The sequence below is a fragment of the Geobacillus stearothermophilus ATCC 12980 genome, from assembly GCF_030369615.1.
GTDB classification, from domain to species: Bacteria; Bacillota; Bacilli; order Bacillales; family Anoxybacillaceae; genus Geobacillus; species Geobacillus stearothermophilus.
In genome coordinates, this window is the sequence record NZ_CP128494.1 from 2,494,994 (window position 1) to 2,506,980 (window position 11,987).

Sequence of the window (11,987 nt, forward strand, 5' to 3'; positions counted from 1 at the left end):
AAACATGGTGGACAAACCATTGTTAGCCATCGTCGTCCCCTGCTACAACGAAGAAGAAGTGCTGCCAGAAACGGCCCGGCGGCTGACCGCTTTGCTTGAGCAGCTGCTCGAAGAAGGAGCAGTCGCCATCGGCAGCCATATCGTGTTTGTCGACGACGGCAGCCGCGACCGGACATGGGCGCTCATTGAAGAAGAAAGCGAGCGAAATCCTTTCGTGGCGGGCATCAAGCTCGCGCGCAACGTCGGCCATCAGCGGGCGCTGCTCGCTGGACTCGAAACGGTTCGCGCGTACGCCGATTGCGCCGTATCCATTGACGCCGATTTGCAAGACGATGTGGAGGCGATCCGCGAATTTGTGCAAAAATACCGCGAAGGATATGACATCGTGTATGGCGTGCGGCGGAGCCGAAAGACAGACACGTGGTTCAAGCGTACGACCGCCCAAGCCTTTTATCGGTTCATGAGGGCCATCGGAATCGAGCTGATTTACAACCATGCCGACTTCCGGCTGATGAGCAAGCGGGCGCTCGATGAACTGAGCCGTTATACGGAAGTCAATCTCTTTTTGCGCGGGTTGGTTCCGCTCGTCGGCTTCCGCTCGACGTGCGTCTTTTACGACCGGCATGAGCGGTGGGCTGGACAGTCGAAATACCCGCTCAAAAAGATGCTTGCCTTCGCCTTTGACGGCATCACGTCCTTGAGCGTCGCACCGATTCGCGCCATTACGCTCATCGGTTTTTTGGCCTTTCTCGCGAGCGGTGCATCCGGGCTGTACGCCCTCATCAGCAAACTTCTCGGGCACGCCGAATCAGGCTGGACGTCGCTCATGATCTCCATTTGGTTCATCGGCGGGCTGGTGCTCATGAGCCTCGGCCTCATCGGGGAATACATCGGCAAAATGTATCAAGAGGTGAAACGGCGGCCCCGGTTTGCGGTCGAAAAAACCGTGCAGCTGCCGCTTCCATCAGAAAAGGAGAAAACACCAGCCCATTTGTAGGAAGCCAGCGATAGTCCACAGGCAAATCAGTCACAAAGAAAAGGGTGCCTCTGCGTTGTCAGAGGCACCCTTTTCTCTTTACTCGTCATCATTGGCTCGCGCGCGACGGAAACAACACGCCAAGCGCTTTTTTCAACTGCACATCATGCTTCGGATCGCGGACGGCTTCCATGATTTTCGTTTGCAACACATCCGCCGTCGTCTCATCGATTCGCCCCGTAACCGGGAGCTGATTCGCTTTTTGGAACGCTTGGACGGCTTGCTCGGTGTCTTTGCTGAAGTAGCCGTCCGTGCGGCCCGGGTTGAAGCCAAGCCCTTTGAGCATTTTTTGCGCATTGGCGATTTGCTCGTCGTTCATGTCATACCGAAGCGGTTTTTCGACATGAAGCGGAGCGACGTGGAAATAATCCGGCTGCGCCACCGCGACATCCGGCTTGATCCCTTTTTTATGGATCCAATGCCCGTCTGGCGTCAGCCATTTGTACAGCGTCAATTTGATGTTGCTGCCGTCGCCCATCGGGATCGCCTGCTGCACCGTCCCTTTGCCGAACGTTGCCTCGCCGACCAGCTTGTAGCCGCCCGCTTCCTTCATCGCTCCGGCCAAAATCTCTGACGCCGATGCGCTTCCTTTGTCGATGAGCACGACGATCGGGTATGGCTTTTTCGCCGTTAAATCGGAATAAAACTTTTGCCGATCGCCATCGCGTTCTTCAATTTGCACATATGGTTTGCCTTTCGGGATGAGTTGCTTCAAAATTTCCTCAACGCTTTGCAAATAGCCGCCCGGGTTGCCGCGCACATCGATGATCAAGCCATCAATATGTTCGGCCTCAAGCTTCGCCAGTTTCTTTTTAAAATCGGCGGCCGTGTTTTCCGAGAATGATGTAATTTGCAAATAGCCGGCCTTTTTGCCTTCATACGTTTTGACCGACTCATACACCGTCTGAATCGGAATTTCGTCGCGGACGACTTTGACTTTCATCACGTTTTTGACGCCCGGGCGCAAAATGTCAAGCTCCACTGTCGTCCCTTTTTTGCCGCGGATTTTCAGCACCGCTTCATACAAGTCAAGCCCCTCTAGGCTTTCCCCGTTCACTCGCAAAATTTGGTCGTTCGGCTTCAGCCCCGCTTTTTCCGCCGGCGAATTTTTGATCGGAGCGACGATCGTCACCTTGCCGTCGATCATGCTCACTTCGGCGCCGATTCCTTCAAACGACGAGTCGAGCGACTCATTGAACTGCTCCGTCGTTTCCGCATCCATGTAGACGGAATACGGATCATGGAGCGTGTCGATCATCCCTTGAATGGCGCCTTCCGTTAATGTTTCTTCATCCACTTTTTCCACATACCGGTTTTTAATGAGTTCGTACGCCTGGCGGATTTTTTTCATTTCGTCATGATCGCTGGCCGTCTTGGACAGTTCCTCAGAAATGGCCTCCGGCATCGGCCCGTCTTCTGCTCCGCCAGCCAGCTGCAAACCGGCATACGTTCCGCCGGCCCCGATGAGCATCGAGATGGCCATGAGTGCGGCCGTTGTCGTTTTCTTCACGTTGTTTCCTCCTCACCCTAAACCTGCCCTTTCCATTGCCTGCAACGGAAGGGAAAGGGGGTCTCTTCGTTCTCCTTCGGCGAAACAAGCGGATGCCTCTAACGCCAATGAGAAAAGGAAAAGCACCGCCCAAACGCCGTGCCATGCCTTTATCTCCATCATATGTTAGGCTTGTACCGAGTATGCTCATTCGTTGTCTATCCTTTACTAGTTTACACGCTGCGTTTTGATTTCTCAACTCATACGGGCGCGGAAAAAAGAGGCACCCCCCGCCATTTTGGCGAACGATGCCTCTTTTTGATTCGTCTTCTTAGCCGCATCCGAAGTGGCCGTCAAACGAATGAACCGCACAAAAACGAAATGCTCTTACTCCTCTTTGGGCAAATCAATGAGCATGAACTGCGCTCCTTCGTTCGTCACCAAGCGAAGCGCCGGCGTGTCCGTAATACGGGCCGCATCGCGCCGTTCGAGATGGGCCTCACCGTTTAACGCCAAATCCCCCTCAATGACAAAGACAAAGATGTTCCGCCCTTCCGGCTGGGTAAACGTCAGCTCATGCCCGGCTTCCAAATCGGAAAGATAAATCGTCAAATCTTGATGAATGTGAGCAATCCCCGGGGAAGACGGGTGTTTCGTGACAATCGGCAGCAAGGCGTTTTTCATCTTGTCGACCGGAAACTCGATCCGCTCGTACGACGGCGGCAACCCGTATTGTTCCGGCAAAAACCAAAGTTGCAAAAAGTTCACCTCTTCCGTCGCCGACGGGTTCACTTCCGAATGGACGATGCCGGTGCCGGCCGACATCCGCTGCACGCCGCCGAACGTTGTCACCGCCTTATGTCCGGTGCTGTCTTCATGTTGCAAATAGCCTTTCAGCACGATCGACACAATTTCCATCTCCCGGTGCGGATGGGCGCCAAACCCCGCAAGCGGCGCGACGAAATCGTCGTTTAACACCCTCAGCGGCCCGAATTGAATGTTGTCCGGGTCGTAATACTCGCCAAACGAAAAACTATGATATGTTTTCAGCCACCCGTAATCGGCGTAATAACGGGATGAAGCCCGGTCGATGCGGATCATCTTTTCCACTCCTTCATTGCAAGAAATGATGGGCCATCAAGCGCTTGCTGTTCCGAATCCGCAAGTGCCATAACCACCAACGCCTACGCTATTGATTCCCGTTTTTTCTTGTCTCATCCTCGTTAGGCGCAACCATTTATCTTTATTCAATAAATCTTGAATTCGAGATAATTATATAAAACTTCCGTTCGCCTGTCAACCTAAAAACAGGCGAAAAATGTCCCCCGGCTCGTAATGGGCGTTTTTGACCGCTTGTCTCGCCATGTCAACGTCCGTGTCCTCAGGCAACGCGAATACCGCTTCACCGCGCTGGAAGCTGACATCCATCAGCTTGGCCCCAATCGCCTCCAGCGCTCTGGCGACATGTTGTTCACAGCCGGTGCATGTCATGCCTCGGACGGTCATTCGGTATGTTTTCATGGTAAAAATCACTCCTATCCAGAAATGTCTCTTTCTTAATTTGTTCAGATCCTCGATCATGAACCCTATATCACTCATTCTCCTTTCGACAACGGGAAGATTTCCATTGTTGTGTACCATTGTGAACTACCCCCACTTAATTTTCTAGCGAAAATTTGAAGTGGGGGCTTCCAAAGAAGTTTGACTGCTTCAAGCAATCCTTATTCTTTGAGGCGTGTCCACTTCGCCGCTAGAGCATAAGACACTCAGGTCTACAGCTTTACTTTTCTTTAAGATGTTTAATGCGCCATTGACATCAGCATTAATTAGTTTGCCAGACTTTGTTCGATACAAGCCGCGCTTAATACGTTTGCCGCTGAACTTATATTCTTTTGGATTGTCGGCATTATATTCAGGAATCTCATCGCCGTCAAAAAAGCTGGCTTGAGACGTATATGATTCTTCCTGTTTCAAGAATTCAATGCCGTAAAATTCACAAAGATATTCTAGTTTTTCTTTTATGTTACCGAGAGGAATATTGACAAAGTTTTGATTTGTCTTTTTTCCTAGATTAATATTGCGTTGCCATGTTTCCGCATAGCCAATGACAAGTTTGCCAATTTGATTTTCAATACAGTAGTTAATGATGTAACGGCAAGTCTTGTTGATATAATCATTCACTTTATTATTGCGATTCATAGCAAGCAAAGCCTGTTTACGAGTGGTGCCTTTGATTTTTTGCTTATCTTTTATGCTTTGAAGTCTGGCATTTTCTTTGTTAAACCATTGATTTATACTTTTTAATCTCCGCCCATCAATGATGAATGATCTGCCGTCTGATGTGACACAAGTGGCAACATTGTTTAATCCTAAATCAATTGCCAGTGCTTTTTGGTCATTTAATTCTCTTTGCTCTTCAGGCATTTCATATTTGTACTGAATCTCAAAGAACCTGGCATGATGCTTAGGAATGATTTCAATCTGCTTAATCTTTTTGTCCAGTAACACAGGCGGAATCGTTATCGTGATAGGCTTGTGAGTCTTTTTAAATAGGCGAGAATACGGTATCGTGAATTTGTTGCCGTCTATACGAATCTGGCCAATGATCAGTGAATGAAAGCCATCTTTTTTAAGATATTTTGGAATACTGATAGCCTTGTGGTCATATTTTCCTTGTTTGGCAAGACTGATCAAACCAAAGAAAGATTTAAAGGCTTCATTGACCTTTTTTAAAATTTGCTGTGCCATGTTGCTGTTTAACAGCTTATAGTTTTCGTTAGTTTTTGCAAGATGATAGTTTTTCTCATAATTAAGAAATTCCTTGTGTTTAAAATAGTATTGTCTGACATTGTACAATCCGACGTTGTACATGTTCTTGGCAATATGGCACAGTTCTCGAAGAGTCAAGTATTCTTCTTTGGTCAAACCATTTAGCTGTTGTTTGATACAAAAATACATTTTTTCACCTCCCATCTAACTATATTATACTATATTTTACTGAATCTATCCTATTTTCAGCAAAATATAGTTAAGGCGATTCATCTCCCACTTACTCCGCTTCGCTTCGTTGAAGTGGGAGTCTTCTCGCCTAATTAAGATAAACAGTGTACTAAGGTACAGAGTCAAGGGGGGATGTGGTGCAGCCAAACCATTTTCCTTGATGTCCAATCAATCAAAAAAATACGCAACTTGTCCGCCTCATAGACAGACAAGTTGCGTATAGCAGAATTTAGAAAGCGATGTAATTACGCGGATCGACCGCATTCGTTTTTCCTGGGTTCCAGCCGCCGCGGTGCAGTTCAAAATGAAGGTGCGGACCGGTCGAATTTCCAGTATTACCCATATAACCGATGACTTGTCCTTTGCGAACGTGCTGCCCTTCGCCGACAAGACGCGCTTCTAAATGAGCATACACGGTCGTATAGGTTTGCCCATTAATCACATGGCTGACGAAAATGACGTTGCCGTAGCTGCTAGAATAGTAGGAGCGGAACACAATGCCGTCCGCTGCCGCGACAACCGGCACAACAGGAGCTCGCTTGCCAATGTCGACCCCGGGATGGAAGTCCGTGCCGCCAAACCGGTAGCCAAAGCCCGAGGTGATCGGACCGTTGGCTGGACGGGTGAAGGCCCCGCTCGACACAGGCGGTGTGCTGCCGCCCGATGGCGCTTCTTCTGATGACGATCCTCCATCGTTTGGCGCGGTATATGTACGTCCCTTCTGTTTCGCTTCTTCTTCGGCCCGTTTTTGCCGTTCGAGTTCGGCAAGCTGCTCTTTCACCGCCGCTTCTTGTTTGGCGATCAGTTCTTTTTCTTCTTCAAGCGCCATCTTATGATCATGCTCTTCTTCCTCTTTTTGCTTCAAATCGGCCATCAGGCGATTTTTTTGTTCCAGCTGGCCAGCCAGTTCAGCCTGCAGCTGCTTCAATTCTTGCAAATCCGCCTGCAGCTTGTTCCGCTTTTCGGTCAATTCTGTTTCCTTTTTTTCTTTCAGCGCTTTGTCCGCTTCCTGTTCACGGATGATTTGCTGGTCCGCTTCCATAATCGTGGTGACAGCGCTCATCCGGTCGATGAAGTCGCTGAAGCTTTGGGCGCCAAGCAATACTTGCAAGTAGCTGATCGCCCCGCCGCTTTCCTGAAGCGAACGCATCCGCCCTTTTAAAATTTCGTTCCGCTTTTCAATCCGCTCTTGAATTTCGGCAATCTCTTGTTTCAGTGTCTCGATCGCCTGCTCGGTTTCATCAATATCTTTGCTGACGTTGCGGATTTTACCGCTCGTTTCGTCAATCGCCACGTTGAGTTTTTGAATGTCATTGGCAACTTGGCGCTGTTGCGAGCGAAGCGATTCGATCGTTTTTTGCGCCTCATTGATTTTTTGCTCGACATCGGACCGCTTCGAACGCAGCGAATTCATTTCATCCCGCTTCTGCTCGATGTCGCGCGTACTGACGGCGTTCGCTGCCGGCGGGAGAATGCCCAGCCCAAGCGCCCCGGCAACAGCGAGCGCCAACATGCGTTTCTTTTTCATCTTTCCCCTCTCCCTTTCTATCATTTATACTTTTAAAAACTTGCGCACAGACATAACGCTTCCCCAGACGCCGATGCCGGCGCCAATCACTAGCAGCAGCCCGCTTAACTGCCACATAAACGGCGAAAACGGAAGAAGTTCAAAAAACGGCAAGGAAACCCACTGTTCATACACCTGATACACGTTGTAGTACACGATCGAAAGCGCCGCGATCGGGAAGAGAGCGCCGAGCATTCCAAGCCATAGCCCTTCCAAAAAAAACGGCCAGCGGATAAACCCGTTCGTCGCGCCCACGAGCCGCATGATTTCAATCTCGCGGCGGCGGGCGAAAATCGTAATTTTGATCGTGTTGGAAATGAGAAACATCGCCGTAAACAACAATCCGAGAATGAGTACGAGCCCAACGTTGCGCGCCACTTTCAGCGCGTCAAACAGCTTCTCGACCGTCCCTTGGCCATAATTGACTTTATGAACGAACGGCAATGTTTCGATTTGTTTGGCGATTTTCACTGTATCTTGCGGATGGGCCGCTTTCACGACGTATACATCGCTTAGTGGGTTGTCCTGTTCAAATAAGCGGAACGACGAGCCTTCCTCCCCCATGCTTTTGATCAGCCGCTTCAGCTCTTCGTCCTTTGATGAATAGCGCACTTCCTTCACGTTTGGAATGGCTTCAATTTGCCGGCGCAAGGCGTCTTTTTGCCGGCTGTCAGCGGTCAGCTCGATATGGACGCGAATTTCGACATCGTTTTCGACTTTTTTGGCGAAATGGTTGATGTTAAACATGACGACAAAAAAGACACCGACAAGCAACAACGTCACCGTGACGGCGCTCGCGGACGCAAATGTCATCCAACCGTTGCGGCCGAGGCTTTTCATGCTCTCCCGAACGTGGCGCTTGAACGTATTAAGCGTCATAACCGTATTCCCCCTTCGCCTCGTCACGGACAATTTTTCCGTTTTCGATGGCGATGACGCGCCGACGAGTCGCGTTGACGATCTCTTTGTTGTGTGTCGCCATCACAATCGTTGTGCCCCGGTCGTTGATTTTCTTAAACAACTCCATAATGCCCCATGACGTTTCTGGATCCAAGTTCCCTGTTGGTTCATCGGCAATGACGATTTTGGGGGAATTGACAATCGAGCGGGCAATCGAAACGCGCTGCTGTTCGCCCCCGGACAGTTCGTTCGGGTAAGAGCGGACTTTATGTTTGAGGCCGACTAAGTCGAGTACTTCCATCACTTTTTTGCGGATCGCTTTCGGCGATTCTTCAATGACTTCCAACGCAAACGCCACATTTTCATAGACATTGAGCTTCGGAAGCAGCTTGAAATCTTGAAACACAACGCCGATGTTGCGGCGCAGCAACGGGACTTTGCTGTCTTTGATTTTAGCGAGGTTCACGCCATTGACGATGATTTTGCCGCTCGTCGGCTTTTCCTCGCGGTACATCATCTTAATAAACGTCGACTTTCCAGCTCCGCTGGGTCCAACGACATAGACGAATTCTCCTTGCTTGATGCGAACGTTGATGCCGTTTAACGCCACAACGCCGTTTGGATACGTTTTGTATACATCTTGCATTTCAATCATCATCATCACCTATTTTCGACTTTCCTGTTGCCCTTTCTCGAGCTGTTTCGAATGAATCTTGCAAAATTCCGCAAAGATTATTATAACACGATTTTCTATTGTCGAATTTTACATTTATATTTCAAATGGCCAACAAAAGCAAGAGTAGGAAAAACAGCCCAAAAAAACACCGTCTGGTTTTCGGTTCAACCAGACGGTGCACATGCGGTGATCCTTTTCATTTTTTCGAAGCGAGCCATTCCGCCACTTTATCAGCGTCTTCCCCTTTAATGATTCCGGCCGGCATGGCGCCGCGGCCGTTGGCAATGATCTCTTTGATCTGCTCTTTGGAGTACTTGCTTCCAACCTTTTGCAAGTTCGGGCCGACCCCACCCGACAAGTCTTGTCCATGACAGGACGCACAGTTTTGTTTAAAAATTTGCTCGGCGGACGCGGCGGTATCCCCTCCACCATTGTTGCCGTTGTTGTTTCCAGCGTTGTCCCCGCCACCGCCGCACGCGGCAAGCGCGAGCGAAACGCCAAGGAACATCGCAGCCAACTTCCACTTCATGGCGAACTCCCCCAGAAAACAAAAATTTCATTCTCTTTTATTATAACTGATTTTTTCCGTTTTACGTACGTTGAAATCCCTCTCCAAGCACTTCGACGGCGTTGGCCACGACGACAAACGCTGTCGGATCAATGGTTCGGACCAATTGTTTCAATTTCGTGAACTCGGATTGCGCGACGACGCACATCAGTACCGGCCGTTCGTGTTCGGTGTAACCACCGTACGCCGGCAGCCGCGTCACCCCGCGATCGATTTCGTGCAAAATGGCGCGGCGCACTTTTTCCTCTTCATTGGTAATAATCAAGGCAATTTTCGAATAGCCAAGCCCGACTTGGACGAGGTCGATCGTTTTGCTCGTCACATACAAGGCGATCAGCGCGTAGAGCGCTCGCTCAATGTCAAAGACAAACGCCGCGGTCAACACGATCAAGCCGTCAATCAAAATCACACACATGCCGAGCGACAGCCCGGTATATTTATGGATGATTTGCGCCGCCAAATCGGTGCCACCCGTCGAAGCGCGGCCGCGAAATACCATGCCAAGGCCGAGCCCGACACCGATACCGCCAAAGATCGCGCCAAGAAGCGGATTCGTCGTCGCCGGCTCCATCCCTTTCGTCATGTAGACGACCAGCGGCAAAAACACCGTCCCGACAAACGTCTTGACGCCAAACTGCCGGCCTAGCAGCACAACGCCAGCGATAAAGAGCGGAATGTTGAGCGCCCATTGGACGTAGGCAGGCTCAATGCCAAACAGCGCGTGCATAATCGTGCTCACGCCGCTTACCCCGCCCGAGGCGATCCGATTCGGCAGCAAAAACACGTTAAACGCCACCGCTACAACTGCCGCGCCGACCAGAACATACACATACTCCAAAGCTCCCTCCAACGCCGGAGGCATGGTCTTCTCTCTTCGCTTCCGCATGCTTCCCCACCTTCCTCTGTGAGTATAGCATGCCCGTTTTGGCAAGTAAATGACAGCCGGTTAACGCGATAACGGTCTGCTATGATAAAGGAAAAAAGGACGATCCGATGATCGCCCTAGCCAAAAAATACAAGCCTCAATACACATCGCCACGGTTGCCGATCGCCTCAATATAGATGATTCGTTCATCATGATCGATGCGAAACAAAACACGATATGTTCCGATTCGCAGCCGATATAATCCATCCTGCCCCTTCAACTTTTTAATATCCCCCTGTGGTGGGATCGCAAGCAGACCTTGCAACCCAGAGGCCAACCGTTCTTGAACCTCTTTTTCTTGCCTAGCGATGAATTTGACCGCAGCCTTACGGTAAATCAACTTGTAGTCCGAATTCACGCTTGGCTTCTCCCCCGGTGATATATCCTTCATCGCTTTGCAGCTGCTGGCGCTCTTCTTCCGTCAACGCTTCTTCATCTGTTTCGTCAATCCGCTCCCATACCATTCGTTCCTTTCTGGATCGATCAAGCAAGTACATCAAAAAATCGTACGCGGTTTGATGATCCGTTTCATCCAACCGGTCAATCAGTTCGTAAAGCAATTGTTTGCGCACAGCCAAAGCCATCGCCCTCCTTTTTCCTTATCATTACCTTCAGCGTATCACGAAAGCATAGATGCGTCAAAAGGCCAAAACACGATTTTGAAGCGAAAAAAAAGGACGATCCGATGATCGCCCTTTACTTCAACTTCGCACGCAAATACGCGTCAATAAACACATCAATTTCCCCATCCATCACCGCTTGCACATTGCCGACCTCGACGTTCGTCCGATGGTCTTTGACAAGCGAATACGGATGGAAGACGTACGAACGAATTTGGTTGCCCCAGCCGATTTCTTTTTGCTCGCCGCGCAGCTCAGCGAGTTCGGCCTGCTGTTCCTCGAGTTTCTTTTGGTACAACTTCGCCTTCAACATGTTCATTGCTTTTTCGCGGTTTTTAATTTGCGACCGCTCCGACTGACACGTCACGACAATGCCAGTCGGCAAGTGAGTGATGCGCACGGCCGAGTCGGTCGTGTTGACGTGCTGCCCGCCCGCTCCGCTCGAGCGGTACGTGTCGATTTTCAGCTCTTCCGGCCGGATCTCAATTTCAATGTTATCATCCATCTCCGGCACGACTTCGCACGAGACGAACGACGTATGGCGGCGGCCCGAGGCATCAAACGGGGAGATGCGCACAAGGCGGTGCACCCCTTTTTCCGCTTTTAAGTAGCCGTAAGCGTTATGCCCTTTAATGAGCAGCGTGACGCTTTTAATCCCCGCTTCCTCGCCCGGGAGGTAGTCGAGCGTCTCGACTTTGAACCCTTTTTTCTCCGCCCAGCGCGTGTACATGCGCAACAACATCGACGCCCAGTCTTGCGACTCCGTGCCGCCCGCGCCCGGGTGGAGCTCCAAAATAGCGTTGTTTTGATCGTACGGCTCATTGAGCAGCAGCTGCAACTCAAACTCGCTGAAGTCTTTTGTCAGCTTTTTCGCTTCCTCGACCAGCTCAGCTTGGAGCTCGTCATCCGGCTCCTCCTTGAGCAATTCGTACGTCACTTCCAAGTTGTCAAACCGTTCTTCCAGTGAAGAAAATTCCTCAACGAGATCTTTAAGCGCATTCGCTTCCGAAATAACCGCCTGCGCCGCCTTTTGATCATCCCAAAAGTTGGGCGCGGCCATTTGCTCCTCTAATTCGCGAATGCGCGCCTGCTTCGCTTCGAGGTCAAAGAGACCCCCTAATTTCCGCTAATCGCTTAGCCATTTTCTCAAGCTCTTGCTTAATTTCCACCAAATCGATCATGTTGTCCTCACCTCATCATGAATAT

At 50.2% G+C, this 11,987-nt stretch carries 13 protein-coding genes; 1 reads left to right on the top strand and 12 read right to left on the bottom strand.

Annotated features, from left to right (window positions below; translation table 11 throughout):
* Nucleotides 1–4 precede the first annotated feature (4 nt).
* Nucleotides 5–997: a glycosyltransferase family 2 protein gene (locus QSJ10_RS13645; protein WP_033015013.1), complete on the top strand. Its 993-nt coding sequence runs from the start codon at nt 5–7 to the stop codon at nt 995–997.
* An 88-nt stretch (nt 998–1,085) separates the two neighbouring features.
* On the opposite strand, the gene QSJ10_RS13650 is transcribed toward QSJ10_RS13645, so the two are convergent.
* From QSJ10_RS13650 to prfB, 12 genes are all read right to left on the bottom strand, one after another.
* On the bottom strand, nt 1,086–2,546 hold the full coding sequence (locus QSJ10_RS13650) for a S41 family peptidase (RefSeq protein ID WP_033015012.1): 1,461 nt from the start codon (nt 2,544–2,546) through the stop codon (nt 1,086–1,088).
* 366 nt (nt 2,547–2,912) lie between these two features.
* Nucleotides 2,913–3,626 carry a pirin family protein gene (locus tag QSJ10_RS13655; protein ID WP_053532305.1) on the bottom strand — a complete coding sequence of 238 codons (714 nt, stop codon included), beginning with the start codon at nt 3,624–3,626 and terminating at the stop codon, nt 2,913–2,915.
* Between the two features lie 195 nt (nt 3,627–3,821).
* A complete protein-coding gene (locus tag QSJ10_RS13660) occupies nt 3,822–4,046 on the bottom strand; it encodes a heavy-metal-associated domain-containing protein (protein ID WP_053532312.1) in 225 nt (74 codons plus the stop codon).
* Between the two features lie 189 nt (nt 4,047–4,235).
* Nucleotides 4,236–5,483 carry an RNA-guided endonuclease InsQ/TnpB family protein gene (locus tag QSJ10_RS13665; protein ID WP_289493437.1) on the bottom strand — a complete coding sequence of 416 codons (1,248 nt, stop codon included), beginning with the start codon at nt 5,481–5,483 and terminating at the stop codon, nt 4,236–4,238.
* Nucleotides 5,484–5,754: 271 nt separating this feature from the next.
* Nucleotides 5,755–7,053 (bottom strand): murein hydrolase activator EnvC family protein, encoded by a 1,299-nt coding sequence (locus tag QSJ10_RS13670; protein ID WP_049624811.1) that lies wholly within the window; start codon nt 7,051–7,053, stop codon nt 5,755–5,757.
* Between the two features lie 24 nt (nt 7,054–7,077).
* The gene (ftsX, locus tag QSJ10_RS13675; RefSeq protein ID WP_053532700.1) at nt 7,078–7,971 is read right to left on the bottom strand and encodes a permease-like cell division protein FtsX; all 894 of its coding nucleotides are present in this window, start codon (nt 7,969–7,971) and stop codon (nt 7,078–7,080) included.
* Nucleotides 7,961–8,647 (bottom strand): cell division ATP-binding protein FtsE, encoded by a 687-nt coding sequence (ftsE, locus tag QSJ10_RS13680; RefSeq protein WP_053532701.1) that lies wholly within the window; start codon nt 8,645–8,647, stop codon nt 7,961–7,963. Before ftsE ends, ftsX begins: the two co-directional genes overlap by 11 nt.
* Nucleotides 8,648–8,864: 217 nt before the next feature.
* Nucleotides 8,865–9,197, bottom strand: a complete 333-nt coding sequence (gene cccB / locus QSJ10_RS13685; protein WP_053532702.1) for a cytochrome c551 — start codon at nt 9,195–9,197, stop codon at nt 8,865–8,867.
* A 61-nt stretch (nt 9,198–9,258) separates the two neighbouring features.
* Complete coding sequence (locus QSJ10_RS13690) at nt 9,259–10,122, bottom strand: YitT family protein (RefSeq protein ID WP_053532703.1); 864 nt, start codon at nt 10,120–10,122, stop codon at nt 9,259–9,261.
* Nucleotides 10,123–10,258: 136 nt separating this feature from the next.
* Nucleotides 10,259–10,519: a type II toxin-antitoxin system RelE family toxin gene (locus QSJ10_RS13695; RefSeq protein ID WP_053532704.1), complete on the bottom strand. Its 261-nt coding sequence runs from the start codon at nt 10,517–10,519 to the stop codon at nt 10,259–10,261.
* A complete protein-coding gene (locus QSJ10_RS13700) occupies nt 10,488–10,745 on the bottom strand; it encodes a hypothetical protein (RefSeq protein ID WP_080729666.1) in 258 nt (85 codons plus the stop codon). The genes QSJ10_RS13695 and QSJ10_RS13700 overlap by 32 nt, the downstream gene beginning before the upstream one ends.
* A 112-nt stretch (nt 10,746–10,857) precedes the next feature.
* Nucleotides 10,858–11,962, bottom strand: a protein-coding gene (gene prfB, locus QSJ10_RS13705) for a peptide chain release factor 2 (protein WP_145956593.1) whose coding sequence is annotated in 2 segments (ribosomal slippage) — nt 10,858–11,886 and nt 11,888–11,962 — 1,104 coding nt in all. Because the reading frame shifts where the segments join, the coding sequence is not laid out codon by codon here.
* Nucleotides 11,963–11,987 lie beyond the last annotated feature (25 nt).

Excerpts from the sequence above, each read along its gene's own strand:
- QSJ10_RS13655 (WP_053532305.1), bottom strand. The coding sequence starts at position 3,626 with ATGATCCGCATCGACCGGGCTTCATCCCGTTATTACGCCGATTACGGG.
- ftsX (WP_053532700.1), bottom strand. The coding sequence starts at position 7,971 with ATGACGCTTAATACGTTCAAGCGCCACGTTCGGGAGAGCATGAAAAGC.
- QSJ10_RS13665 (WP_289493437.1), bottom strand. The coding sequence starts at position 5,483 with ATGTATTTTTGTATCAAACAACAGCTAAATGGTTTGACCAAAGAAGAA.
- QSJ10_RS13645 (WP_033015013.1), top strand. The coding sequence starts at position 5 with ATGGTGGACAAACCATTGTTAGCCATCGTCGTCCCCTGCTACAACGAA.
- QSJ10_RS13700 (WP_080729666.1), bottom strand. The coding sequence starts at position 10,745 with ATGGCTTTGGCTGTGCGCAAACAATTGCTTTACGAACTGATTGACCGG.
- QSJ10_RS13670 (WP_049624811.1), bottom strand. The coding sequence starts at position 7,053 with ATGAAAAAGAAACGCATGTTGGCGCTCGCTGTTGCCGGGGCGCTTGGG.
- ftsE (WP_053532701.1), bottom strand. The coding sequence starts at position 8,647 with ATGATTGAAATGCAAGATGTATACAAAACGTATCCAAACGGCGTTGTG.
- cccB (WP_053532702.1), bottom strand. The coding sequence starts at position 9,197 with ATGAAGTGGAAGTTGGCTGCGATGTTCCTTGGCGTTTCGCTCGCGCTT.
- QSJ10_RS13660 (WP_053532312.1), bottom strand. The coding sequence starts at position 4,046 with ATGAAAACATACCGAATGACCGTCCGAGGCATGACATGCACCGGCTGT.
- QSJ10_RS13690 (WP_053532703.1), bottom strand. The coding sequence starts at position 10,122 with ATGCGGAAGCGAAGAGAGAAGACCATGCCTCCGGCGTTGGAGGGAGCT.